This window comes from Cobetia marina (assembly GCF_001720485.1).
In the GTDB taxonomy this organism is placed as follows: Bacteria; Pseudomonadota; Gammaproteobacteria; order Pseudomonadales; family Halomonadaceae; genus Cobetia; species Cobetia marina.
In genome coordinates this window covers 3,921,739-3,945,921 of the sequence record NZ_CP017114.1, presented here as the reverse complement: position 1 = coordinate 3,945,921, position 24,183 = coordinate 3,921,739, and the positions used below count along the sequence as shown (strand labels likewise).

The 24,183-nt window shown below is 62.8% G+C and carries 20 protein-coding genes, 1 tRNA gene and 2 rRNA genes; 15 read left to right on the top strand and 8 right to left on the bottom strand.

Features of this window, described 5'->3' with window-relative positions; genetic code table 11:
* The first annotated feature begins 113 nt into the window (after positions 1–113).
* Positions 114–3,002 (top strand): 23S ribosomal RNA (locus BFX80_RS16635).
* A 137-nt stretch (positions 3,003–3,139) separates the two neighbouring features.
* Positions 3,140–3,255: ribosomal RNA gene (gene rrf / locus BFX80_RS16630) — 5S ribosomal RNA — on the top strand.
* 256 nt (positions 3,256–3,511) lie between these two features.
* Here rrf and gloA2 read toward each other — a convergent pair.
* Complete coding sequence (gene gloA2, locus BFX80_RS16625) at positions 3,512–3,955, bottom strand: SMU1112c/YaeR family gloxylase I-like metalloprotein (protein WP_240499622.1); 444 nt, start codon at positions 3,953–3,955, stop codon at positions 3,512–3,514.
* A gap of 119 nt (positions 3,956–4,074) precedes the next feature.
* Entirely contained in the window at positions 4,075–5,130 is a 1,056-nt protein-coding gene (gene hisC, locus BFX80_RS16620) for a histidinol-phosphate transaminase (RefSeq protein WP_084209842.1), read from the bottom strand.
* Between the two features lie 271 nt (positions 5,131–5,401).
* Here hisC and BFX80_RS16615 point away from each other — a divergent pair, with 271 nt between their 5' ends.
* The 3 genes from BFX80_RS16615 to radA all read left to right on the top strand — a co-directional run bounded on the left by BFX80_RS16615 (position 5,402) and on the right by radA (position 8,789).
* Entirely contained in the window at positions 5,402–6,541 is a 1,140-nt protein-coding gene (locus BFX80_RS16615; protein ID WP_084209467.1) for an alkene reductase, read from the top strand.
* Between the two features lie 179 nt (positions 6,542–6,720).
* Positions 6,721–7,188 carry a copper resistance protein NlpE N-terminal domain-containing protein gene (locus BFX80_RS16610; RefSeq protein WP_077378513.1) on the top strand — a complete coding sequence of 156 codons (468 nt, stop codon included), beginning with the start codon at positions 6,721–6,723 and terminating at the stop codon, positions 7,186–7,188.
* 185 nt (positions 7,189–7,373) lie between these two features.
* A complete protein-coding gene (radA, locus tag BFX80_RS16605; RefSeq protein WP_077378515.1) occupies positions 7,374–8,789 on the top strand; it encodes a DNA repair protein RadA in 1,416 nt (471 codons plus the stop codon).
* A gap of 111 nt (positions 8,790–8,900) precedes the next feature.
* Here radA and BFX80_RS16600 read toward each other — a convergent pair whose 3' ends face one another.
* Positions 8,901–9,545 carry a DUF1415 domain-containing protein gene (locus BFX80_RS16600; RefSeq protein WP_084209466.1) on the bottom strand — a complete coding sequence of 215 codons (645 nt, stop codon included), beginning with the start codon at positions 9,543–9,545 and terminating at the stop codon, positions 8,901–8,903.
* 277 nt (positions 9,546–9,822) lie between these two features.
* Here BFX80_RS16600 and BFX80_RS16595 point away from each other — a divergent pair, with 277 nt between their 5' ends.
* Together BFX80_RS16595 and mnmH are read left to right on the top strand one after the other, a co-directional pair.
* Positions 9,823–11,667 carry a SulP family inorganic anion transporter gene (locus BFX80_RS16595; protein WP_167593065.1) on the top strand — a complete coding sequence of 615 codons (1,845 nt, stop codon included), beginning with the start codon at positions 9,823–9,825 and terminating at the stop codon, positions 11,665–11,667.
* Between the two features lie 157 nt (positions 11,668–11,824).
* Positions 11,825–12,931 carry a tRNA 2-selenouridine(34) synthase MnmH gene (gene mnmH, locus BFX80_RS16590; RefSeq protein WP_077378521.1) on the top strand — a complete coding sequence of 369 codons (1,107 nt, stop codon included), beginning with the start codon at positions 11,825–11,827 and terminating at the stop codon, positions 12,929–12,931.
* A 35-nt stretch (positions 12,932–12,966) separates the two neighbouring features.
* Here the strand turns inward: mnmH and BFX80_RS16585 are convergent, their stop codons facing one another.
* The gene (locus BFX80_RS16585) at positions 12,967–13,581 is read right to left on the bottom strand and encodes a type 1 glutamine amidotransferase (protein ID WP_164850387.1); all 615 of its coding nucleotides are present in this window, start codon (positions 13,579–13,581) and stop codon (positions 12,967–12,969) included.
* Between the two features lie 258 nt (positions 13,582–13,839).
* Between BFX80_RS16585 and BFX80_RS16580 the strand changes: the two genes are divergently transcribed.
* From BFX80_RS16580 to BFX80_RS16570, 3 genes are all read left to right on the top strand, one after another.
* Positions 13,840–14,136: an MGMT family protein gene (locus BFX80_RS16580; protein WP_084209463.1), complete on the top strand. Its 297-nt coding sequence runs from the start codon at positions 13,840–13,842 to the stop codon at positions 14,134–14,136.
* Positions 14,137–14,289: 153 nt separating this feature from the next.
* A complete protein-coding gene (locus BFX80_RS16575; RefSeq protein ID WP_077378530.1) occupies positions 14,290–14,901 on the top strand; it encodes a YjaG family protein in 612 nt (203 codons plus the stop codon).
* Positions 14,902–14,991: 90 nt separating this feature from the next.
* Positions 14,992–15,822, top strand: a complete 831-nt coding sequence (locus BFX80_RS16570; protein WP_167593064.1) for a CHAD domain-containing protein — start codon at positions 14,992–14,994, stop codon at positions 15,820–15,822.
* 106 nt (positions 15,823–15,928) lie between these two features.
* Here BFX80_RS16570 and hisF read toward each other — a convergent pair whose 3' ends face one another.
* The 4 genes from hisF to hisB all read right to left on the bottom strand — a co-directional run bounded on the left by hisF (position 15,929) and on the right by hisB (position 18,932).
* On the bottom strand, positions 15,929–16,702 hold the full coding sequence (hisF, locus tag BFX80_RS16565) for an imidazole glycerol phosphate synthase subunit HisF (RefSeq protein WP_077378537.1): 774 nt from the start codon (positions 16,700–16,702) through the stop codon (positions 15,929–15,931).
* Positions 16,703–16,713: 11 nt separating this feature from the next.
* Positions 16,714–17,460 carry a 1-(5-phosphoribosyl)-5-[(5-phosphoribosylamino)methylideneamino]imidazole-4-carboxamide isomerase gene (gene hisA, locus BFX80_RS16560; protein ID WP_077378540.1) on the bottom strand — a complete coding sequence of 249 codons (747 nt, stop codon included), beginning with the start codon at positions 17,458–17,460 and terminating at the stop codon, positions 16,714–16,716.
* A gap of 115 nt (positions 17,461–17,575) precedes the next feature.
* A complete protein-coding gene (hisH, locus tag BFX80_RS16555; protein WP_077378543.1) occupies positions 17,576–18,217 on the bottom strand; it encodes an imidazole glycerol phosphate synthase subunit HisH in 642 nt (213 codons plus the stop codon).
* A gap of 121 nt (positions 18,218–18,338) precedes the next feature.
* Positions 18,339–18,932 carry an imidazoleglycerol-phosphate dehydratase HisB gene (hisB, locus tag BFX80_RS16550; protein ID WP_077378545.1) on the bottom strand — a complete coding sequence of 198 codons (594 nt, stop codon included), beginning with the start codon at positions 18,930–18,932 and terminating at the stop codon, positions 18,339–18,341.
* A gap of 295 nt (positions 18,933–19,227) precedes the next feature.
* Between hisB and BFX80_RS16545 the strand changes: the two genes are divergently transcribed.
* The 5 genes from BFX80_RS16545 to BFX80_RS16525 all read left to right on the top strand — a co-directional run bounded on the left by BFX80_RS16545 (position 19,228) and on the right by BFX80_RS16525 (position 24,182).
* Positions 19,228–19,674: an acetyl-CoA sensor PanZ family protein gene (locus BFX80_RS16545; RefSeq protein WP_077379332.1), complete on the top strand. Its 447-nt coding sequence runs from the start codon at positions 19,228–19,230 to the stop codon at positions 19,672–19,674.
* 194 nt (positions 19,675–19,868) lie between these two features.
* Positions 19,869–22,265, top strand: a complete 2,397-nt coding sequence (locus tag BFX80_RS16540; protein ID WP_167593063.1) for an AsmA family protein — start codon at positions 19,869–19,871, stop codon at positions 22,263–22,265.
* A gap of 197 nt (positions 22,266–22,462) precedes the next feature.
* The gene (gene mutY, locus BFX80_RS16535) at positions 22,463–23,551 is read left to right on the top strand and encodes an A/G-specific adenine glycosylase (RefSeq protein ID WP_084209841.1); all 1,089 of its coding nucleotides are present in this window, start codon (positions 22,463–22,465) and stop codon (positions 23,549–23,551) included.
* A 139-nt stretch (positions 23,552–23,690) separates the two neighbouring features.
* A complete protein-coding gene (locus BFX80_RS16530) occupies positions 23,691–24,002 on the top strand; it encodes an oxidative damage protection protein (protein WP_077378554.1) in 312 nt (103 codons plus the stop codon).
* Positions 24,003–24,106: 104 nt separating this feature from the next.
* Positions 24,107–24,182, top strand: a tRNA-Phe gene (locus BFX80_RS16525).
* The last annotated feature ends 1 nt before the right edge of the window (position 24,183 follow it).

The following is a 24,183-nucleotide window of genomic DNA, read 5'->3' as shown; positions in this document are numbered from 1 at the left end:
AACAATGTGAATCATGCTGACGATGGAATGTGCGCCAAGCACATCTCCATCAAACGATATGTCGGAGAGGTCCGACAGATTCGTAATCCTTGACAGACCCCTTGGGGTTATATGGTCAAGCGATTAAGCGCATACGGTGGATGCCTTGGCAGCCAGAGGCGATGAAGGACGTGATAGCCTGCGATAAGCGTTGGCGAGGTGGCAAATACCCTGCGACCCAACGATTTCCGAATGGGGAAACCCACTCACCATCAGGTGAGTATCTATAGGCCAATACATAACCTATAGAGGCAAACCCGGGGAACTGAAACATCTAAGTACCCGGAGGAAAAGAAATCAACCGAGATTCCCCAAGTAGCGGCGAGCGAACGGGGACCAGCCCTTAAGCGATACAACTGACAGACGAACAAGCTGGGAAGCTTGACGATACAGGGTGATAGTCCCGTAGTCGAAGTCTGAGTATCGTGAAATCGAGTAGGTCGGGGCACGAGAAACCTTGACTGAACATGGGGGGACCATCCTCCAAGGCTAAATACTCCTGGCTGACCGATAGTGAACCAGTACCGTGAGGGAAAGGCGAAAAGAACCCCGGCGAGGGGAGTGAAATAGATCCTGAAACCGTATGCGTACAAGCAGTGGGAGCACCTTCGTGGTGTGACCGCGTACCTTTTGTATAATGGGTCAGCGACTTATATTCTGTGGCGAGCTTAACCGTATAGGGGAGGCGTAGCGAAAGCGAGTCTTAACTGGGCGACCAGTCGCAGGGTATAGACCCGAAACCGGGCGATCTATCCATGGCCAGGGTGAAGATTGAGTAACATCAATTGGAGGCCCGAACCCAAGTATGTTGAAAAATGCTGGGATGAGCTGTGGATCGGAGTGAAAGGCTAATCAAGCCCGGAGATAGCTGGTTCTCCTCGAAAGCTATTTAGGTAGCGCCTCACGTATCACCGCTGGGGGTAGAGCACTGTTTCGGCTAGGGGGTCATCCCGACTTACCAACCCGAGGCAAACTCCGAATACCAGTGAGTGCAGCGTGGGAGACACACAGCGGGTGCTAACGTCCGTTGTGAAAAGGGAAACAACCCAGACCGTCAGCTAAGGTCCCAAAATCCTGATTAAGTGGGAAACGATGTGGGAAGGCTCAGACAGCTAGGAGGTTGGCTTAGAAGCAGCCATCCTTTAAAGAAAGCGTAATAGCTCACTAGTCGAGTCGGCCTGCGCGGAAGATATAACGGGGCTAAATCAGGTACCGAAGCTACGGGTTCATCCTTATGGATGAGCGGTAGAGGAGCGTCGTGTAAGCCAATGAAGGTAGATTGAGAAGTCTGCTGGAGGTATCACGAGTGCGAATGCTGACATGAGTAACGATAAGGGGAGTGAAAAACTCCCCCGCCGGAAGACCAAGGTTTTCTGTTCTACGTTAATCGGAGCAGAGTGAGTCGGCCCCTAAGGCGAGGCGGAAACGCGTAGTCGATGGGAAACGGGTTAATATTCCCGTACCGGATGTGGTTGCGATGGGGGGACGAAGAAGGCTAGGTGAGCCAGGCGTTGGTTGTCCTGGTGAAAGCATGTAGGCCGAGGAATCAGGCAAATCCGGTTCCTCTGAGGTCGAGATGCGAGACGAACTGACCACGGTCAGGAAGTCATCGATGCCACGCTTCCAGGAAAAGCCTCTAAGCTTCAGATCACATGCGACCGTACCCCAAACCGACACAGGTGGTCAGGTAGAGAATACCAAGGCGCTTGAGAGAACTCGGGTGAAGGAACTAGGCAAAATGGCACCGTAACTTCGGGAGAAGGTGCACCGGTTCGAGTGAAGGACTTGCTCCGTAAGCTCTTACCGGTCGAAGATACCAGGTGGCTGCAACTGTTTATTAAAAACACAGCACTCTGCAAACGCGCAAGCGGACGTATAGGGTGTGACGCCTGCCCGGTGCCGGAAGGTTAATTGATGGGGTTAGGATTCGTCCGAAGCTCTTGATCGAAGCCCCGGTAAACGGCGGCCGTAACTATAACGGTCCTAAGGTAGCGAAATTCCTTGTCGGGTAAGTTCCGACCTGCACGAATGGCGTAATGATGGCCACGCTGTCTCCACCCGAGACTCAGTGAAATTGAAATCGCAGTGAAGATGCTGTGTACCCGCGGCTAGACGGAAAGACCCCGTGAACCTTTACTATAGCTTTACACTGGATGCTGATGTTGTCTGTGTAGGATAGCTGGGAGGCTTTGAAACCACGTCGCCAGATGCGGTGGAGCCAACCTTGAAATACCAGCCTGACATCATTGGCGTTCTAACTCAGGTCCGTTATCCGGATCGAGGACAGTGTATGGTGGGTAGTTTGACTGGGGCGGTCTCCTCCTAAAGAGTAACGGAGGAGCACGAAGGTACCCTCAGCACGGTTGGAAATCGTGCATTGAGTGCAAGAGCATAAGGGTGCTTGACTGCGAGACAGACACGTCGAGCAGGTACGAAAGTAGGTTCTAGTGATCCGGTGGTTCTGTATGGAAGGGCCATCGCTCAACGGATAAAAGGTACTCCGGGGATAACAGGCTGATACCGCCCAAGAGTTCACATCGACGGCGGTGTTTGGCACCTCGATGTCGGCTCATCACATCCTGGGGCTGAAGTCGGTCCCAAGGGTATGGCTGTTCGCCATTTAAAGTGGTACGCGAGCTGGGTTTAGAACGTCGTGAGACAGTTCGGTCCCTATCTGCCGTGGGCGTCGGAAGTTTGAGAAGAGCTGCTCCTAGTACGAGAGGACCGGAGTGGACGAACCTCTGGTGTTCGGGTTGTCATGCCAATGGCATTGCCCGGTAGCTACGTTCGGACGGGATAACCGCTGAAAGCATCTAAGCGGGAAGCCCCCTTCAAGATGAGACTTCCCTGAGGCCTTGCGCCTCCTGAAGGGCCCTTGAAGACTACAAGGTTGATAGGCTGGGTGTGGAAGCACAGCAATGTGTTTAGCTAACCAGTACTAATTGCCCGTGAGGCTTGACCATATAACACCCAAGGGGTTTGCTACGGTAAACGCCGGGATTGCGACAGGATCGACGACATATCGGTCAGCATGATTCATATTGCGAGTTGCGAGGCCACAAGCCTCGAGACTCAGGCATCGCAAGATGCCACCGTTTCGCCTGACGACCATAGCGAGCGTGAACCACCCGATCCCATGCCGAACTCGGAAGTGAAACCGCTTAGCGCCGATGGTAGTGTGGAGTTTCTCCATGTGAGAGTAGGTCATCGTCAGGCACTTATACTGAACCGCCCCTGCAGCCCAGCTGCAGGGGCGGTTCTCTTTGTGCGCGGAAAAAGTGGTGCTCAGGAAAAGTCGTGCTCGGAGAAGTTGCCCAGAAAGTCCTGCATGCGAAATAGCTGTGGACGAAAGAAAAGAGCGAAAGAAAAGCTCCGCGTGAGCAACGTGCATATGCCACAAGAAGGCCCCTGTCGAAATCTCGACAGGGGCCTTTTGTCTTCAGAGCCAGTGAAGTTTCAGCGCGCCATCACATCAGGGCGAGACTTCGTAGAGCTCGATGGGCGTACCGTCAGGGTCTGCCAGGAAGGTGAAGCGGGCGCCAGTGTATTCATCGACACGTATCGGCTCTGGCGTGGCGCCACGGGCGATCAGCAGCTCGACACAGGTGTCGATGTCCTCGGTTGCCAGCGCCAGGTGACGCAGCCCACAGGCTTCCGGATAGCTTGGGCGCTCAGGCGGTGACGGGAAGGAGAACAGCTCCAGCTGGATACCGCCCGGCAAGCGCAGGTCGAGCTTGTAGCTGTCGCGGGCTTCACGATAGGCCTCGTGGATCACCTGCGCATCCATGACCTCGAGATAGAAGCGCCTGGCGCGTGGGTAATCAGCGGTGATGAGTGCCACATGATGCACTCGCGTCAAAGGCAGGCGCGCTGTCGAAGTGGCACTTGATGCCATGGTGGGACGTTCCGTTGTCATATGGTTGCTCCTGCTGAGAGTCTTCGGTGGCGAATGCCCGAGTGACATCCTGATGAAAGAAGGCGCCCAGTGGGCGCCTTCTTTCATTGAACCCATCACGGGTCATGCTGTGCGCTATCTCAACGACACAGGGTTTCCAGTGCTTCGATCAGGCTGTCCATCTCGGCATCGGTGCCGATGCTGATGCGCAGATGGTCGCGTAGCGCATCGGTATTGAAGTGGCGGACCAGGATGCCCTGCTCGCGAAGGCCGATGAACAGCTTGCCGGCATCATGGGTCGGGTGAGTCGCCAGCACGAAGTTGGTCTGTGACGGCAGGATCTCGAAGCCCAGTGCAGCCATGCGATCGCGCGTCTGCTCACGGGTGGTGATGACGCGTGTGCGGCACTCATCGAAATAGGCGGGGTCACTGAGCGCGGCGACGCCGACCTGCTCGGCCAGACGATCGATGGGGTAGGAATTGAAGGAGTCCTTCACGCGCTCCAGGCCCTCGATCAGCTCCCGCGAGGCCACGGCATAGCCAAGGCGAATGCCCGCCAGGCTACGCGACTTCGAGAAAGTGCCCGACACGACCAGATTCGGATACTGATGAATCAGCGGGATGGCGCTTTCCCCCCCGAAATCCACGTAAGCCTCATCTACCAGCACCACGCTCTGCGGGTTGCGCTCCAGCAGCGCGGCAATCGCCTTGCGGCCATGGCCATGGCCTGTCGGGGCATTGGGGTTGGCGAAGATGATGCCGCCATTGTCACTGCCGAAGGCTTCGAGATCGACTTCCCAGTTGTCGGTCAGCGCGATACTGCGTGATTCGATGCCATACATGCGGCAGTAGACCGGATAGAAGCTGTAGCTGATGGAGGGCAACAGCAGCGGCTTGTCCTGACGGAAGAAGGCCTGGAAGGCCAGCGCCAGCACCTCGTCGGAGCCATTGCCGACGAAGACTTCCTCTGCGGCCACATGGAAGGTCTCGGCCAGGGCGGCGCGCAGCGAGCTGGAACTCGGGTCCGGGTAGCGACGCAGGTCAGAGGCATTGAACTCGCGCAGCGTCTGTTCCACGGCCGGGGCCGGCGGGTAGGGGTTTTCATTGGTGTTCAGCTTGATCAGCTGCTCACGCGGTTGTTCGCCGGGGACGTAGGGGGTCAGGTCGTGGACCTGTGGGCTCCAGTACTTGCTCATGATTTCTCGCCGCTGGTGACAGTGCATGACCCGTGTCATGGATAGGTTTCATGTTGCCCGCTGGATCGTCGCGGTACAAGCATCGGCAGGCTCTCGCATGAGTCGCGAGGATGCCGCGTGGCGCGACCTGGCGCATTGTTGCCATCCCAGCATTATTCTCATGCACCGCGTGCGCTTGAAGCATCGGCTGGCGCACCGCATGTCACTGGCATGCCCGCCCGGTTCGCCCGAAGCGGCGGCTGGCGAAAGATCAGAGACTCAAGGAGCACCGATGACTGCCAACACCAAGGCCCCGTACGCCGACACCCTGCTTGATCCGGTCATGCTCGGTGACCTGACCCTGCCCAATCGTATCCTGATGGCGCCACTGACCCGAGCGCGCACCCCGGACAGCATTCCTGGTGAGCTTCAGGAGGTCTACTACGGACAGCGTGCCGGCGCCGGCCTGATCATCAGCGAGGCGACCAACATCTCGCCGACCGCGCGTGGTTACGTCTACACGCCGGGTATCTGGACGGATGAGCAGGAAGCCGGCTGGAAGGGCGTCGTCGAAGCAGTGCACGCCAAGGGTGGACGCATGGCGCTTCAGCTGTGGCATGTCGGGCGTGTCTCGCACGAGATGGTGCAGCCGGATGGCCAGCCACCGGTCGCGCCCAGCGCCCTGCGTGGTGAAGGCGCCCAGTGCTTCGTTGAGTTCGAGGATGGCAGCAGTGGTCGCCACCCCACCAGCACGCCGCGTGCGCTGGAGACGGAGGAAATCCCCCAGCTGGTCGAGGACTATCGTCAGGCTGCCGTGCGCGCCAAGCGTGCCGGCTTCGACATGATCGAGGTGCATGCCGCCAACGCCTATCTGCTCAACCAGTTCATGGCGACCGGCACCAACCAGCGCACCGACCAGTACGGTGGTTCGGTCGAGAATCGTGCGCGCCTGACACTGGAAGTCGTCGATGCCGTCGCCGAGGTCTTCGGGCCGGAGCGCACCGGCATCCGTCTGACGCCCTTCATCGAGATCTTCGGTCTCACCGATGACGAGCCGGAAGAGATGGCCTTCTACATGGCAGACCAGCTCTCCAGACGTGGCATTGCCTACGTGCACGTCAACGAGCCGGACTGGGCCGGCGGCGACGTCAAGTTCACCGATGACTTCCGCCGCGCACTGCGGGAGCGCGTCAAGGGCGCGCTGATCTTCTGCGGTCATTACGACGGGGAGCGTGCGGCACGCATCATCGACGAGGGCATTGCGGATGCCGTCGCCATCGGGCGCCCCTATATCGCCAATCCGGACCTGGTCGAACGTCTGCGTCTGGATGCGCCGTTCAACGAGCAGGATCCTGATACCTTCTACGGTGGCGGTGCCGAGGGCTACACCGATTATCCCTTCCTCGACAACGGGTATGATCGCCGTGGCTGAGGCCGACATGATTTAGCGAATGGCGTTCGATAAACGCCATCGGGGGTGGCCTCACGGGGCTGATACCCGCTATTCTTGAGCGTGGAAGCTCGTGAGCGGTCCGTCTGTCGAGGCAGTCGGGCCGCTCGCCGTCGATAGCGCTGACGCTGCTATCGAATCATCGCCTTAAGGAGGATTCAATGCAGATCAGGACTCTGATGGTGGGAGCCGCGCTGATGGTCGGTCTCGCCGGGTGCGCATCAACGGCCCAGACGACGGATGGTGCCGCTGCCAATGACGCCACCGAGACAGCCAGCGAGCAGGTTGCCGTCTACAAGGGCACCCTGCCGTGTCGTCGTTGCACGGGCATTGACCTCGATGTGCGTCTCAAGGGAGCGGAAGATGCTGCCCCGGAAGCGCGTACCTTCAGTCTCGATGCCACCTATCGCGATCATCCGCAGCAGCCCGCGCCGGAGCACTACGAGGGTCAGTGGGATGTACTGTCAGGTACGGTGACCGACCCGAATGCCACCGTCTATGAGCTGACGCCGAATGGCGAGGGCCAGACCTACTACTTCCTGCGTCTGGACCCCCAGACACTGGAACTGGTCGACCCGCAGAAGCGCCGCTTCCAGAACGGCGAGACACTGCGTCTCAAGCGCGAGTGATGCCACCGCGTGTCTTGCACGCGTGAGGTGACAGCAAGGCGGCGCAAGCCGCCTTGCTTGTGTCTGGCATCCGTGTCGGACGTTCGCATCGAGCGCCCCTGCCTGGTGCCATCGGGCGATGCGGGGCATGGGTGCCATGCCGGGCGACGTGGTCTGAAATCATTACTCCCTGACAGGATGGTCTGATGGCGAAAGCAAAGAGCGCCTTCGTATGTACCGAGTGCGGTAGCGAATTCTCGAAGTGGCAGGGGCAGTGCAGCGGCTGTCGCGAGTGGAATACCCTGCAGGAGATTCGGGTCGGTGCCACGGTATTGCCGGGGGCTGCGCCGGCTGCCGGGGGCATCAGCACTGGCGGGGCGTCACGTGGTGCCACCAGCGCCAGAGGCGGCTATGCCGGCACGCTGAGTGACAACGTGACGGATCTGTCCAACGTCTCGCTGGCCGAAGTGCCGCGCTTCTCCTCGACCTTCGGTGAGTTTGATCGCGTGCTTGGCGGCGGTCTGGTGCCTGGCTCCGCCGTATTGCTCGGCGGGCATCCCGGTGCCGGCAAGTCGACGCTGCTGCTGCAGACCGCCTGCAAGCTGGCACAGCACAAGCGTTCGCTCTACGTCACCGGTGAAGAGTCGCTGTCGCAGGTGGCGATGCGTGCCCATCGACTGCAGCTCCCGACCCAGGGACTCAAGATGCTGGCCGAGACCAGTGTCGAGACGATTCTGGCCACCGCCGAGCGCGAGAAGCCGGAAGTGCTGATCATCGACTCCATCCAGACCATGCACCTGGAGGATCTGTCCTCCGCGCCGGGGGGCGTCTCGCAGGTGCGTGAGTCCGCCGCGGCGTTGACGCGTTTCGCCAAGCGGACCAACACCGTATTGCTGCTGGTCGGGCACGTGACCAAGGATGGCTCGCTGGCCGGCCCCAAGGTACTGGAGCACATGATCGATGCCTCCCTGTTGCTGGAAGGGGACGGTGATTCGCGTTTTCGCACCCTGCGCGGACAGAAGAACCGCTTCGGCGCGGTCAACGAGTTGGGCGTGTTCGCCATGGTCGAGCTTGGCCTGAAAGAGGTGAAGAACCCCAGTGCGATCTTCCTGTCACGCAGCGAGGAGCAATCCTCCGGCAGCCTGGTGATGGTGGTCTGGGAAGGGACTCGGCCGATCCTGATCGAGGTCCAGGCGTTGCTGGATGATTCGCCGCTGGGCAATCCCCGGCGCGTCGCGGTCGGTCTGGATGGCAACCGACTCTCGATGTTGCTGGCCGTGCTCAACAAGCACGGCGGCCTGTTCACCGGCGATCAGGATGTCTTCCTGAACGTGGTGGGCGGGGTCAAGGTGCTCGAGACCAGCGCCGACCTCGCGGTGCTGTGTGCGGTGGTATCCAGTCTGCAGAACCGCCCGCTGCCGCGTGAACTGGTGGTGTTCGGTGAGGTCGGCCTGTCCGGCGAGATCCGTCCGGTGCCCAGTGGGCAGGAGCGCATCGTCGAGGCCGCCAAGCATGGCTTCACGCGCGCCATCGTGCCCAAGGGCAATGCCCCCAAGAATCCGCCCAAGGGCATGACGATCGTCGCGGTCGACAAGTTGTCCCAGGCGCTGGAAGCCCTGTGATGGCTGCCGGCAGCTGCCACGCGCAAGCCTTCCAGTGACATTCCGCCTGAAACGCACAAGGCCAGCCTCGCGGCTGGCCTTGTGCATATGGGATTGCCACTGGGCGTGATGTCAGTCCTGGCTGTCAGCCTGACGGGCGGCGTGAGCGCAGGCCTTGAGGCGTGCGACCAGCTGCTCGACGCCACGCTCGCGCATCAGCGCCTCGTTGCGCGCCGGCACCTCTTCCACATCCCCCGAATAGGCATTGATCGCCGCCTCGACCGAGCTTTCCCGCAGCAGGTGCAGCATCGGGAAGGGCGAGCGGTTGGTGTAGTTCGCGGCGTCGTCTTCCTCGGTATCCTCGAAGACATAGTCCGGATGGAAGCTGGCCAGCTGATAGATGCCCTCATAACCCTGCATCTCGAGCAGTGCCTCAGCGTAATCCAGCAACTCCAGATAGGCATCGAAGTCGCGGAAGCCATCCTTGAAGATCACCAGGGTGGTTTCGGCATCGCGATTGGCATCGAGGTTGAGGAGTTCATCGCCGAGTGCCTGCAGGCAACGCTCGAGTCCCGCGCCGGGGATGACGGCGTACTGGACGCTGTTGCGCGCCACTTCACGTGCCGCGAACGGGCATAGATTGTCCGCGATGATGTGCGTCTCGACCCACTGGCGGGTGGTCTCGATGGCCTCGGCCTCACTGACCTCAAGTGCAGGCGTATAGCCGGCCGACGGGGTGGAAGAGGTGGTGTCAGCAGGCGTAGCGTCGGTGGTCATGGCGTCAGTGTCCGCAGCGGTGTCAGGAGGGTGCATTGTCACTGCTCATGCCGGCCATGGCCAGTCCGGATTGGCAGCGCGCCACGATTGTCGCCGGTATCGCTACCGGCAAAGGGAGCCCCGGGCCGGGGAGTACGGTTCGCTGACACGCTGTTTCATCAGCGTATTCAGGGATAGACTTGCCGGGGCCGGGCGTCGCCACGCCCGGCCCCGGCATCGTTTCTTCACGGAGGCGATGGCCTCTCCCGCAGCCCACGCACCTTCATGGAGGCACTTCTTGCCCGCTGACAATCCACCGCCACGCCAGCCTGCCGATGATGCCTCTGCCACGTCGAGTGCCACGGCATACCGCCTGTCACGCCTGCTGCCGTTTCTGGGCTGGATGCGCCAGCTGTCGCCGAGAGATGCGCGCGCGGACCTGATCGCCGGGCTGAGCGGTGCGGTGCTGGTACTGCCTCAGGGGGTGGCCTACGCGCTGATCGCGGGGTTGCCTCCGGCGCATGGACTCTATGCCGCCATCGTGGTCGCGATCATCGCCGGACTCTTCGGCTGCTCGCGTCATATGGTCAGCGGGCCGGCCGCCGCCATCTCGATGGTGGTCTTCGGTACCGTCTCGACCCTGGCCACCCCCGGCAGTCCGGAATACCTGCCGCTGGTGCTGGCGCTGACCTGCATGGTCGGCATCATCCAGCTCGCACTCGGGCTGCTGCGCATGGGGGCGCTGGTCAATCTGATCTCGCATACCGTGGTGATCGGCTTCACCGCCGGTGCCGGCGTATTGATCGCCACCAGTCAGCTCAAGCATCTGTTCGGTATCGCGCTGGGAGATGCCTCGAGCTTCCTCGGCACCTGGTGGGCGTTGCTTGGGCACCTGGAAGACACCTCGTGGGCGACCCTGATCACCGGCCTCAGTACGCTCGCCAGTGCCTTGCTGGTACGGCGGGTGAATCGCAGACTGCCGTGGATGCTGGTCGCGATGGCCGTCGGTTGCGGGGTTGCGGCATTGCTGGGTGGCAGCGAGGCAGGCATCCCGATGGTGGGGGCCCTCTCCGGCAGCCTGCCGCCGTTTTCTCTGCCGCCACTGGGGTTTGACACCCTGCGCTCGCTGGGCGGTGCGGCCGTTGCGCTGGCGGTTCTCGGCCTGATCGAGGCGGTCTCCATCGCCCGCGCCATCGGGGTACGCTCGCATCAGCGCATCGATGGCAATCAGGAGTTCATCGGCCAGGGGCTGTCGAATCTGGTCGGCAGCTTCTTCTCGTGCTTCGCCGGCTCCGGCTCCTTCACCCGTTCAGGGGCCAATTACGATGCCGGCGCCCGCACGCCGCTGTCGGTGATGATCGCGGCCCTGATCGTGCTGGCGGTGCTGTTGCTGGTGCCGAATGTCACGGCCTGGCTGCCATTGCCCGCCATGGCGGGCCTGATCATGGTGATCGCCGCCAACCTGATCGAATTCAGTCATATCCGTCAGATTCTCACCGTCAGCCGCGAGGAAGCGGTGGTGCTGGTGATCACCTTCCTCGCCACGCTGCTGCTGCCGCTTGAGTTCGCCATCTTCGCCGGCGTGCTGGTGTCGCTGGTGCTGTATCTGAATCGCACCTCGCGTCCACGTCTGGTGGAAATGGCACCGGACTCCGAACACCCGGAGCTGGGCGTGCGCAATGCCGAGCGCTACCAGCTGACCCAATGCCGTGAGGTCGTCATCCTGCGAGTGGATGGCTCGCTGTTCTTCGGCGCGGTGGACCACGTCCAGCGCAAGCTGGCGCGCTATACCGGCAAGCACGTCATCCTGCTCGGCACCGGCTGCAATTTCATCGACATCGCGGGGGCCGAGATGCTCGAGATCGAGCAGCGCCGCCTACAGGATGCCGGCGGCAGCCTGAGCATGTGCGGCTTCCGACGCTACGCGCTGGAAGTGATGGAGCGCGGAGGCTTCCTTGAGCGCATGGGGGATGAGCACTACTTTCATACTGCCGAGGCGGCCATTGCCGCCCTGCGCGAGGCAGTGTCCGAGGCGCATCGGCCACACGACGGTGAGCCGGCCGCATGTGCGTCCTGCCCGCTGTTCGGCCCTGACAGCATCGGCCCGAGCCAGGGCATTCGCCTGACGCCGCCGCTGGCCTGAGCGGGTGGTGCGGCAGCTGACAGGGCGAGAGTTGGCGGCACGCGAGACGGCAAGGCTGGGGGCCATGTCGTGCATGCGATAGAATGCCAGCCATCGATGTGCCGGGTGCGAGTCGCCGGCCATTGCCTCATTTTAGTTTTCCAGTCGAGAGATGCCCATGAGTTTGCCCACCGTGGCGGCCAGCTGCGATCTGATTCGCGATGGCCGCCCGCTGATCGATGTGCGTGCACCGATCGAATTTGCGGCCGGCTCCCTGCCGGGGGCCGTCAACCTTCCGCTGATGGATGACGAGGAACGTCACCGGGTCGGTCTGCAGTACAAGCAGGTCGGCCCGGAGTCGGCGGTGCATCTGGGTCATCAGCTGGTCAGTGGCGGGATCAAGCGCGCCAGGATTCGTGCCTGGGTCGAGCACGTCGAGCGCCATCCCGAGGCGGTTCTCTACTGCTTCCGGGGCGGCATGCGCTCTCAGCTCAGCCAGCAATGGTTGAAGGAGGCAGGCATCGAGCGCCCGCGGATCGCCGGGGGCTGGAAGGCCATGCGTCAGCAGCTTTGCCAGCATATCGATGAGCGCGTCGAGCAGGCCCCGATGCTGCTGATCGGGGGCCTGACCGGCTGCGCCAAGACCGAGCTGATCCATGCGCTCGACAATGGCATCGACCTGGAAGGCTGCGCGCGCCACAAGGGCTCGGCCTTCGGCCGTCACCCCTTCCCGGCACCGAGCCAGATCGACTTCGAGCATCGCATCAGCGCCGAGATGCTGTCACTGGCCGCGGACGCGCCCACCGTCATGGAAGATGAGTCGCGCTTCATCGGCAGCGTCAACATTCCGCTGCAGGCATGGCGCGCGATGGAGGCTGCCCCGCTGGTGAGAGTCGAGATGCCACTGGACTGGCGACTGGTGCAGATTCAGAAGGACTACATCGAAGGGCTGTGGGCCACCTACAGCGGACACTATGGTGACTTCCTCGGCTGGGCACTGCTGCAGCGTCAGCTGCGTCAGGCGTTGCTGCGTCTGCGCAAGCGGTTGGGCAGTGCACGTCTGGCGCGCCTGATTCGCATGCAGGACATCGCCTTCCGTGAACACAAGCGCGGCAATCCCACTGCCCATGAGGGCTGGCTGGCCCCGCTGCTCAGCGAATACTACGACCCCATGTACCGTTATCAGCTCGAGAAGCACGAGCGTACCTTCCTGCATGTCGGCGACTGGGACAACACGCTCGCCTTCGTGCGTGACTGGAGCGCCACGCATCGCTGGCAGCGCTGAGTCGTCGTAGGGCCCCAGCGCCGCCCGGGAGCGCCTCAGGCGTCGAGCCAGTCCACCAGCAGGCGGTCCAGCAGGGCGGCCTGCCGATCAAAGCGCTTTGGGTCTTCCAGCAGTGCGTCTTCTGACTGCACTCCGCGACCCTCATTCGGGGCGGGGTGATGCCGGAGACGGTCACGCGTTGCGCCGGCATCCAGATGGGGATGGAAGTTGAGCGCCAGCACCCGGCCAGCATCCCAGCTGAATCCGGCGATCGGGGTATGCTCACCGCTGGCCAGCAGCTCGCAATCCTCCGGCAGGCCACAGATCTCCTCATGCCACAGCAGCGTCTCGAATTCGGCGGGCAGTCCCACGGGACACTCGTCACTGCGCGTGAGCGTGGCCCAGCGACGCTGCGGCACCACGGCCGGAGACACGATGGCGCCGAGTTGTTCGGCGATGAGGCGCGCGCCCAGCCCGATGCCCAGTACGGGGCGGTTGCTGTTGAGCGCGCGGCGAATCAGCTTGCGCTGCAGGCGCAGTGGCTGTGATTGGGTGCTCTCGGCACCTGACAATGGCTGAGGGCCATCCAGGATCACCAGCGCCTGGAAATCGTCGATGCCGGGGAGCGTCTCGCCATCCAGCGGGAAGCTGGTGTTGTAGCTGTGGCCCATGCCGACAAGCCAGTCGCTCAGGCGTACAGAGTCCTGCCAGCCTTGTGATCGTGGCAGGGCATCAGTCGCTGAGTGAGGCGCTGCGTCGGGGATAAGGCCTTGATGTATGAAGTAAAGGTGCATGGCGTCATCATGCGTCAGCCATCTGGCAGCGTAAAGACCCGAGGTCTGCGCTCGTGTGCCCCTGATGCCCGCCATTGCGCAGCGCGCAGGTGGAGGTATCGTGCTGGATGAGCTTGATCACAAACAGGGGAGAGCGTGATGCGTGCTGAACTGCTCGAGCAGATATACACCGTGGTGGCGCAGATTCCGGCGGGGCGAATCACGACCTACGGGCGAATCGCCAGCATGACCGATGGTGCCACCGCACGCATGGTCGGCTCGGCCATGCGCCATCTGCCGGATGGCCATCAATTGCCCTGGCATCGGGTGATCAATGCCTCGCTCAAGGTCACCGACCACGGTGGCGCGGTGCGTCAGCGCGAGAAACTGCGCAGCGAAGGCGTGCTGTTCGATGGTGTCGGTCGCGTGCCCAGAGAATGTCTGTGGCCGTGAATCTCGCCGCGGCAAAGTCTCGTTCGTCAGACTGCCTGAGTGCGCTACCCTAACGCATGTCCCATGCCATCTGTGGCGGGCTGTCGGCTGGCGGATTTTTCCTCCCGACATGTGCCCCGCCTCTTTGAAAAGTGAAGTGAGAAGAGAGCCGTCATGACTCAGCCTGTTCCTGGTTTCCGCGCGCGTCTGGAAGCGCTGGCCCCCGTTCGCCGTACCGCCTTCATGGCAACGCTGACCGAGCGACTCCTGCCCAATGCCGGCTTCTACGCCGAGGCCAATGGCACCGCCAGCGCGCTGGAGACCACGCGCGAGTTGCGCAAGCTGCTGGACCTCGTCTGGGAGCAGCTGCGCGTTCGCGATGCCAAGATCGATTTCTCGCTGCAGGCCGAGAAGGTCACGGCCTTCGAGCCCGACGAGCATGACGACAGCTTCGGTGCGCGCCGTGCACTGGAAGCCGTCATGGCGCTGACCGCCTGCATCGATGTGCTGATCAGTGAGGAGCCGGAAGCCGCGCTCAAGGTCAGTCGCCTGTCCGCCGATGGCGTTCGCGCGCTGATCGACCTGCAGGCCGGTGAGGGCATCGAGCAGGAAGCGCTGGAAGCCATGATTCGCGAACATCCGCTGATGGTCGATGAGCGCGACTTCCAGGACGCCGTGCTGGAGAGTGTCGAGGCTCCGCGTCTTGAGCGTGATGACTGGCGAGCGCTCAAGCGGCTGGGGCGTAACGAGGATGTCAGCAATCTGGGGCTATCCTTGCAGGAATGAGCCCCCGGAAGACCGGGTGAGCGAGCCTGCCCGGCTGACACTGGCAGCCAGGCCATTCCCTTGGAGAGACAGATGGGCAAGACGAGTCAGATGCTTTCCCGCACAGGCGTTGATCCCTTGAATGGCCTGATCCTCGCGCATCTCGAGTCAATGCAGCAGCATCTGGCGCAGGCGACGCTCACCGCGCAGGAGGTCCATGCGCTGCGCGTCGACTGCAAGCAGCTGCGGGGCTGGTGGCAACTGCGACGTGAGTCACTGGGCAAGGCGGCGGTGAGTGAGCATCAGGCGCGTCCGCGCGCCATCGCCAGGGCATTGGCCGGCCCGCGTGAGGCGCGCATGCTGCGCAAGACCCATGCGCGCGCCTATGCCTGGGTGGATGAGCGTAGCCAGCGTCTGCTGGATGCGCTGCGTCCGGGGCTGACCAGTGCCGCATTGAGCGAGTCGGTGGCGGAGCTGGATCACGCACCTCTGAAGCGGCTGCTGAGCGACGAGATGGCCGCCTGGCAGGCCGCTCCGCTGACGGGGGAGGAGCTCACGGCCGGATTGGAATTCAGTCGTCACCGCCTCCACAAGCTGGCGGCGCGGGTGATCAGCGAGCGGGAGATCGAGACGTCCCACCGGCTGCGCAAGTGGATCAAGTACCGCAGGTTCCAGCTGGCACTGGCGCATGCGGCGCTGGGGGAGACGGCAGGGCGTGAACTCGAGTCACCGAGTCGTGGGCGTCGTCGTGAGCCGGAATTGCTCGACAAGGCAGCATCCCGTCTGGGCAATCAGCATGACCTTGCCGAGCTGGCGCTGTGGGTCGGCGAGCGGGTGATGCTGCCCGCCGCCGAGAAGCATCTGGTGGCCGATATTCTGCGACTTGCCGACCAGCGACTCGAGCAGGCGCTCACGCCACTGGCGAAGCTGGGCTACGCCTGAGCGCTGTCGTCGCCTGACCTGCGGGTAATGTCTCTGAAGACACGAACGCCGCCATTCCCTGAGGAGTGGCGGCGTTCGTGTATCTGCCTGACGCGAAGGCGATCGCTCAGAGGCGCATCTCGATGCCGCGCTCGGCCATGTAGGCCTTGGCTTGCGGGATGGTGTACTCGGCGAAGTGGAAGATGCTGGCGGCCAGCACCGCATCCGCCCCGCCCTCGAGCACGCCGTCCACCAGATGGTCGAGAGTGCCGACCCCACCGGAGGCGATGACCGGCACGCTGACGGCGTCGGAGATGGCGCGTGTCACGCCGAGATCGAAGCCGGCCTTGGTGCCATCGCGGTCCATGCTGGTCAGCAGCAATTCACCGGCGCCCAGCTCGACCATCTTCTTCGCCCACTCGACAGCGTCGAGCCCGGTTGGCTTGCGCCCACCGTGGGTGAAGATTTCCCAGCGCGGTGTCTCGCCCTCTTCGCTGACGCGCTTGGCGTCGATGGCGACCACGATGCACTGGCTGCCGAAGCGGTCCGCCGCTTCACGCACGAAGTCCGGGTTGAACACGGCGGCGGTATTGATCGAGACCTTGTCCGCGCCGGCATTCAGCATGGTGCGGATGTCCTCGCAGGTGCGGATGCCACCACCGACCGTCAGCGGGATGAACACCTCACCGGCGATGCGCGACACCATGTCGACCGTGGTGCCACGGTTGTCGACGCTGGCGGTGATGTCGAGGAAGGTGATCTCGTCGGCGCCTTGCTCGTTGTAGCGCTTGGCGACCTCGACCGGATCACCGGCATCGCGGATACCGACGAAGTTGACGCCCTTGACGACGCGACCGGCGTCGACGTCCAGACACGGGATGATGCGTTTGGCGAGTGCCATGATCGCTCCCCTCAGGCCGTGCGGCCGGTGATGGCGTCGGACAGCGCCTGTGCTTCGGCGATATCCAGGCTGCCTTCATAGATGGCGCGACCGGTGATGGCGCCGAGGATGCCCTGATCGGCCACTTCAGCCAGGCCACGGATGTCATCCAGATTGGTCACGCCGCCGGAGGCGATCACCGGGATGCCGCCTTCGCGGGCCAGTGCCACGGTGGCCTCGATGTTGACGCCCTGCATCATGCCGTCGCGGGCGATGTCGGTGTAGACGATGGAGGACACGCCGTCATTGGCGAAACGCTTGGCAAGCTCGGTCGCCTTGATGGTGGAAACCTCGGCCCAGCCATCGGTGGCCACGAAGCCGTCACGCGCATCGAGACCGACGATGATGCGGCCCGGGAAGGCGCGGCACATCTCGGCGACGAAGGCCGGTTCCTTCACGGCCTTGGTGCCGATGATGACCTGACCGACGCCGGCCTCCAGATAGTGCTCGATGGTCGCGGCATCCCGGATGCCACCGCCGATCTGGATCGGCAGCTCCGGGTAGGCGCGGGCGATGCGTGTCACCGCGTCACCATTGACCGGCTTGCCTTCGAAGGCACCGTTGAGATCGACCAGATGCAGGCGGCGACCACCGGCCTCGACCCAGCGCGCGGCCATGGCCAGCGGGTCATCGCCGTAGTTGGTGGAGTCTTCCATGCGGCCTTGCTTCAGGCGTACGCACTGACCGTCCTTGAGATCGATCGCGGGGATTACCAGCATGTCGGGTGTCCTCTCGGCGTGTCTTGGCACGCCTGAATTGTCGTCGGTATATCGAAGGCGGATGAATCGGTGCCCGACTCGCAAGGCAGGCACCGACGGTCACGCAGGTGAGCCCTCAGGGCTGCCAGCGGACGAAATTCTCGAGCAGCTTGAGGCCGGCGGCCGCACTCTTCTCCGGGTGGAACTGCACCGCGAACAGGCTGCCCTCACCGATGGCGACGTGCGCCTCGGCACCGGCGTAATGCGTGGCGCCGAAGACCTGTGAGCGCTCGGCAGCCGAGACATAGAAGCTGTGCACGAAGTAGAAGCGCGAGTTGTCCTCGATGCCTTCCCACAGCGCATGGCCCTGGGTATGGGCGACGTGGTTCCAGCCCATGTGCGGCACCTTGAGGCGCTGGCCGTGCTCGTCCAGCTGCTTGTCATCAAAGCGCTTCACGTCGCCCTTGAAGTAGGCGAGGCAATCGATGCCACCGTTCTCCTCACTGCGCTCCATCAGCATCTGCTGACCGACACACACGCCCAGCAGCGGCTTGCTGTGGTTGCTCAGCAGTTCGCCGACCAGCCCGCGCAGTTCGGCGCGCTCAAGCTCGCCCATGCAATCGCGGATGGCGCCCTGACCGGGCAGCACCACGCGGGTCGCACCACGGATGGCGCGCGGGTCACTGGTGATCACGACATTCTCGTCAGCCACATGCTCAAGTGCCTTGGCGACGGAGTGCAGGTTGCCCATGCCATAGTCGATGACGGCAATCGTCATGTCTTTCTCCCGCAGGCCGGAGGGGACTCCGGCATTGGATGTTCATGCAGAGGAAGTGCCACCCGGTGCCCGGCAAGCGGCAATGGCTGGCGACACATCCTCTGGCCGCGCGTCACGACGCTTACAGCGAGCCCTTGGTGGAGGCGATGCGGCCTCCCATGCGCTCGTCCTCTTCCACCGCCATGCGCACGGCACGGCCGAAGGCCTTGAAGATGGTCTCCGCCTGGTGGTGGGCATTGAAGCCCTTGAGGTTGTCGATGTGCAGCGTGGCGCCGGCATGGTTGACGAAGCCCTGGAAGAATTCCCAGAACAGCTGCGTATCGAAACGCCCGATGTTGCCGCGCGTGAACTCGCACTGCATGAACAGGCCCGGGCGACCGGAGAAGTCGATCACCACGCGTGACAGGGCTTCGTCCAGCGGCACGTAGGCATGGCCGTAGCGGCGGATGCCGGCCTTGTTGCCGAGCGCCTGCGCGAAGGCCTGGCCGAGAGTGATGCCGATGTCCTCGACGGTGTGGTGGTCGTCGATGTGCAGATCACCGTCGCAGTCGACGTCGATGTCGATCACGCCGTGACGGGCGATCTGGTCCATCATGTGTTCGAGGAAGGGCACGCCGGTGTTGGCGCTCAGCTTGCCTTCGCCGTCCAGATTGATGCGAACCCGAATCTTGGTTTCCGAGGTGTTGCGATGAACCTCGGCGATACGCTCTGCCATGATGTCTCTCCAGCGGTCGGTGACCTCACCGCGGCTTCGGGGCTGATGAGGTCTGGCGCAGTCTGGGGCCTGGGTGTGAGAGGCGTATGTCCAGTCCGGCCGGGAAGTGCGCATCATGTGGTTGTTGTCATGTGATGTCGCAAGTGAAAGCGTGATCCAGTGACGTTGTCGAGGTTGCGGGTCACTGATCGATGGCAGACGCGTCGTCCTTGCCTGCCCAGCCAGTCATTATAGAGAAAGGACAACGGCATCCGCTACAATGGCGGGCATTCATATCGCGGGCGAGGATCTCACCATGCCGGTCACTCTTCAGATGATCGATCACGCACGCTGGCAGGCCGATGAGCAAGTGCGCATCGACCTGTCACGCATCTATCACGAAGCCCCCGGTGAACGCCTGCCACTCGCGCCGGATGAGTTCATTCAGGCCAGCCTGGAGACCGGTCATCGCTTCTGCACCGCCTTCTTCAATGATCGCCATATCGGCGCCCTGCTGTGCGAGGACGATGGAAGGGCATGGCGCATCCGTCATTGCTGCGTGCGCAAGAGTACCCGGCGACGCGGGGTGGGAACGCGCCTGATGGCATTGATGTCGCTGGAAGCGGCGGCGCGTGAGCGCCTGCTGGTCGTGCCGGATCAAGGATTGACGCTGGCTGACGAGCTTCTGCTGTCGCGGCTCGGTTACGTGAAGGATGCCGAGCAGCAAGGCTTCGTGCTGGCCCAGACAGATAGCGAAAGCTGACGGCTGGACAGGCGTGACAGGAACTGATGACGCCGGGGCCTGTCCACCGCAGGTGAACGTTGACGCTGGCGTCTGGCATCGGGCGCACGTTCGCGCCCTCAGGTGCGACAATCGGGATCATTCACACGTGCCGGGCAATGCCTTCAGGAGCGAAGGCAGCCCGGACATCTCATCGTGTCAAAGGGAGGACGCAGATGAAAGCACTGTTCAGGGCCTTGCTGGCCATCGTCGGAGTACTGGCGCTGGTCGTGGTGGCGGGGGTGATCTATGTCACCACCTTCCTCGACCCGAATGATCTCAAGCCGCGTCTGGTCAAGGCGGTCAAGGACCAGGCGGGGCTGGAGCTGGCCCTGAACGGTCCGCTGGACTGGTCGTTCTACCCGCGTCTGGGCGTCAGTGTCGAGGACGCCCAGACCTGGCTGCCGGAGCAGGCTCACGACCAGACACCCTTCGCCTCCTTCAAGCGTGCCGAGGTCGGGGTGTCCTTCGCGCCCTTGCTAAGCGGTGAGGTGGAGGTCGAGGGCGTGTTCCTCGATGGCCTGAAACTGGACCTCAAGCGAGACGCTGACGGGCGAGGCAACTGGGAGAGTCTGTTGCAGCATGCTGCCGATGCCGCCGAGAGCGGTGCGGCGGACAAGGCCCTGCCTCCCGCCAAGAGTGCCGGTGTCGCCATGGCCGATGAGACGCAGGGAGATGCCGGTGTCAGCGATGGCGCTGAAGGCATGGCCGTCAATCTCGATATCGCCTCGATTCAGGTCACCAATGGGCAGATCACCTACCAGGATGCTGCCAGCGGTCTCGACATGACGCTCAATGAGCTGGCGTTGAGCTCCAGCAACGTCAGCCCGACCAAGGCGTTCCCGGTGGAGCTGTCCTTCGTGGCGGAGGGGCGTGAGCCTGAGCTGCGCAGCACCATCAATCTGGACGGCAAGGTGGCGCTGGACCTTCAGAACGGTCGCCATGTCCTGACCGGCATCAGCCTGGATACCGCCACCAGCATGCCGTCGCTGAGCGAGCAGTCCCAGCAGCTGGCGCTGGAGATCGATACCCTGACACTGGATACCGAGCAGCAGCGCTATCGCATCGAGGGTGGGGAGCTGGATGCCTCGCTCAACGAACCGTCGCTGGGAGAGAAGGCGCTGCCGGTGAAGGCGACCTTCGGGGCGGAAGCGGATCTTGCCGAAGGCACCGCGACGCTCTCCGATCTGCTGCTGACCTCGGGCAGTGACCTGCGTCTGAGCGGGGCGCTCAAGGCCAGTGACATCACGGGCGAGGCGCTGAGCTACAGCGGGCAGTTCAAGCTGGCCCCGCTGTCGCCCAAGGCGTGGATGACGCGGGTCGGCATGCAGGCACCGCAGACGGCACGCGGTGATGCACTGACCTCGCTGGCATTCTCCAGCCCGCTCAAGGGCGATCTGTCACAGGTACAGCTGACCAACCTGGTGATGGCACTGGATGACACCACCATCAACGGACGTCTCGGCTCCTCCTTCGATGCCTCGCAGATCACCTTTGATCTGGATGTCGATGCGCTGAATCTGGACGACTACCTCCCGCCGCAGACCAGCGAGAAGACCGCGAGTCTCGGTACGGGGGTGACGGCAGGACTGGTGGCGCCGGCCTACGCGGCTGACGGCGATGCAGAGGTGTTGCCGGTGGAGCTGCTCAGAACTCTCGGGCTCAAGGGCCAGCTGGACATCGCGAACCTCACGGCATCCGGGCTCGAGATGCGCAAGGTGTCCGCCAAGCTGTCCGGTCAGCCGGGACTGCAGCAGCTCGATAGCCTGACGGCCAGTCTGTACGGCGGTAGCCTGGCAGCCAGTGCCCGCATCGACAGTCGCAAGACACCGCTGACCATGAGCTTCGGCGAGAAGTTGACCAATCTGGATATCGCGCCATTCCTCAAGGCGCTGGCGCCTGAGCAGGATGACATCCTGCGTGGCCGTCTGACGCTCAATGGCGATTACACCACCAGCACCAATCAACTCGACAGCATGAAGCGCAACCTGAATGGTTCGGGTGACTTCGAGATTCGCAATGGCGAGATACTCGACGTCAATGTGTCCGAGAAGATGTGCACCACGGTGGCGACGCTGAGTGGCAAGACGTCCTCGCGTGACTGGGCGGCGAATACCCCGCTGGAACGCGCACAGGGCAGCTTCAAGGTCACCAATGGCGTGATCAGCAATCAGGATCTGGCACTGGCGATCCCGGGTATCGCGCTGGATGGCAAGGGGCAGCTCAACCTGCCGACCGAAGCCTTTGACTACAACGTGGCGGCGCGCTTCATTGAAGGAACGGATGACGCTGCCTGTGAGGTCAATCCGCGTCTGGTCAAGCTGCGCTTCCCGGTGCAGTGTCAGGGCAACCTGAGCGGTGAGCCGGGCGAATGGTGCGGCTTCGACCAGAAGGGTTTCCAGACGGCCGCCGCGGAACTGGCCAAGGATGAAGCCAAGCGCAAGGCGGGCGAGAAGGTCAGCGAGAAGCTGGATGAGAAGCTCGATGAAGACACGCGCAAGAAGATCGATGACAAGCTGGGCGAAGGCGCCAGCGACAAGCTGAAGGGCGCGATTCAGGGGCTGTTCAACTGATTCACGCGCTCCTTGCACAGCAAGACCGGCACGCCAGTCCCTCGGGGCTGGCGTGCTGCCGTTGGAGCCCAGACCATGGCGCGCCATGGTACGAGTCACGAGTAGAGGAAGTCTTGATGGCGGTACCTGACACTGCGGCCACGCCTGACGTGGCAGCGTCTGATACCCACGCCCCGCCAGGCGTGGCAAGCATTGCGATGAGCCCGGAGGAATTCCAGGCCCGCGTGTTCGACTGGTTCGATGAGCATGGCCGCAAGCACCTGCCCTGGCAGGAGAACACCACCCCGTATCGTGTATGGGTCTCGGAGATCATGCTCCAGCAGACCCAGGTCACGACGGTGTTGCCCTATTACGCGCGCTTCATGGAATGCTTCCCGGATGTCGCGGCGCTGGCGGCGGCGGAGATCGATGAGGTGCTGCACCTGTGGACGGGGCTTGGCTACTACGCCCGGGCGCGCAATCTGCACAAGGCCGCTCAACAGGTGGTCGCTGAGCATGGCGGCGCCTTCCCGGTCGAGAGTGTCGAGGCACTGTCGGCCTTGCCAGGTATCGGGCGTTCGACCGCCGGGGCGATCATCAGCATCAGCACCGGACAACGGGCGCCGATTCTCGATGGCAACGTCAAGCGCGTGCTGGCTCGCCTGCATGCCGTGGAAGGCTGGCCGGGTCGGCCGGCCGTGGAGCGCAAGCTGTGGACGCTGGCGGAGCGCTATACCCCGCAGGTGCGGCTGGCGGACTGGACCCAGGCGATGATGGATCTCGGGGCCACCCTGTGCACGCGCGGCAGCAAGCCGGATTGTACGCGCTGTCCCTTCGAGGAAGTCTGTGTGGCGCATGCACGCGGCGAGGAAAAGCGCTTCCCCGAGAGCAAGCCCAAGAAGGCTATTCCGACACGTCAGACGCTGATGCTGCTGGTCAGTGACGAGACGGGCCGGATTCTGCTCGAACGACGCCCACCGACGGGCATCTGGGGCGGCCTGTGGGCGCCGCCGCTGGTCGAGGACCGCGAGGCCGCGCGGGAGTGGGTCGCCCGTGAAGCGCGAGGCGCGCATCTGGAGGCGCCGCTGGACAGTTTCGAGCATGTCTTCAGCCACTTCCGGCTGACCATCACGCCGCAGCCGGTTCAGCTGGGAGCGGCGGAACTGACGCCGTCGGCGGAGGATGGCGTCAACGAACACGGAGCAGACCGTCGTTTCGTCGACCCCGCCGCGCCGGATGCCGTGGGCCTGCCGGCACCGGTCAAGGCGCTGCTGGCACGCTGCACGGATGATCTGTTCGGGCTGTGAGCGAGTCGCTCTCATCGACAGGCCTCGGACGCCTGGGGGAAACCCGCTCAAGCGTGCGAGAATGAGGCAATCGATTGAGCGTCTGGCGAAGGCTCGGCGCTCAACCGCACTGACATCCAGTTCTCTTACGGAGTTACCCATGCGCACCGTACATTGCCGCAAGTATGACCAGGACCTGCCGGGTCTCGACTTTCCGCCGCTGCCGGGCGAGAAGGGCCAGGATATCTGGGCCAACGTCTCGAAGCAGGCATGGGAAGAATGGCAGGCGCTGCAGACACGCCTGATCAACGAGAAGCACCTCAACATGATGGATGCCGACAGCCGTCGCTATCTGATGGAGCAGATGGAGCGTTTCTTCCGCAACGAAGAGACCGATCAGGCCGAAGGTTTCGTCCCGACTGACGCCGCCGCCAAGGGCGAAGCGCAGGGCGGACAGGGCTACGAAGTCTGACGAGACGGCGAGGGCGATGGAAGACGAATAACGACGCCAAATTCTTGATAAGCAAGGGTTGACGTCGGGAAAGGTTTTCTATTTAATACGTCCTCGTTGGCAAGGGCCAGATAGCTCAGTTGGTAGAGCAGGGGATTGAAAATCCCCGTGTCGGCGGTTCGATTCCGTCTCTGGCCACCAA

Coding starts and splice junctions, on each gene's coding strand:
- gloA2 (WP_240499622.1), bottom strand. CDS start 3,955: ATGACAACGGAACGTCCCACCATGGCATCAAGTGCCACTTCGACAGCG.
- hisC (WP_084209842.1), bottom strand. CDS start 5,130: ATGAGCAAGTACTGGAGCCCACAGGTCCACGACCTGACCCCCTACGTC.
- BFX80_RS16615 (WP_084209467.1), top strand. CDS start 5,402: ATGACTGCCAACACCAAGGCCCCGTACGCCGACACCCTGCTTGATCCG.
- BFX80_RS16610 (WP_077378513.1), top strand. CDS start 6,721: ATGCAGATCAGGACTCTGATGGTGGGAGCCGCGCTGATGGTCGGTCTC.
- radA (WP_077378515.1), top strand. CDS start 7,374: ATGGCGAAAGCAAAGAGCGCCTTCGTATGTACCGAGTGCGGTAGCGAA.
- BFX80_RS16600 (WP_084209466.1), bottom strand. CDS start 9,545: ATGACCACCGACGCTACGCCTGCTGACACCACCTCTTCCACCCCGTCG.
- mnmH (WP_077378521.1), top strand. CDS start 11,825: ATGAGTTTGCCCACCGTGGCGGCCAGCTGCGATCTGATTCGCGATGGC.
- BFX80_RS16585 (WP_164850387.1), bottom strand. CDS start 13,581: ATGGGCCACAGCTACAACACCAGCTTCCCGCTGGATGGCGAGACGCTC.
- BFX80_RS16575 (WP_077378530.1), top strand. CDS start 14,290: ATGACTCAGCCTGTTCCTGGTTTCCGCGCGCGTCTGGAAGCGCTGGCC.
- BFX80_RS16570 (WP_167593064.1), top strand. CDS start 14,992: ATGCTTTCCCGCACAGGCGTTGATCCCTTGAATGGCCTGATCCTCGCG.
- hisF (WP_077378537.1), bottom strand. CDS start 16,702: ATGGCACTCGCCAAACGCATCATCCCGTGTCTGGACGTCGACGCCGGT.
- hisA (WP_077378540.1), bottom strand. CDS start 17,460: ATGCTGGTAATCCCCGCGATCGATCTCAAGGACGGTCAGTGCGTACGC.
- hisH (WP_077378543.1), bottom strand. CDS start 18,217: ATGACGATTGCCGTCATCGACTATGGCATGGGCAACCTGCACTCCGTC.
- hisB (WP_077378545.1), bottom strand. CDS start 18,932: ATGGCAGAGCGTATCGCCGAGGTTCATCGCAACACCTCGGAAACCAAG.
- BFX80_RS16545 (WP_077379332.1), top strand. CDS start 19,228: ATGCCGGTCACTCTTCAGATGATCGATCACGCACGCTGGCAGGCCGAT.
- BFX80_RS16540 (WP_167593063.1), top strand. CDS start 19,869: ATGAAAGCACTGTTCAGGGCCTTGCTGGCCATCGTCGGAGTACTGGCG.
- mutY (WP_084209841.1), top strand. CDS start 22,463: ATGAGCCCGGAGGAATTCCAGGCCCGCGTGTTCGACTGGTTCGATGAG.
- BFX80_RS16530 (WP_077378554.1), top strand. CDS start 23,691: ATGCGCACCGTACATTGCCGCAAGTATGACCAGGACCTGCCGGGTCTC.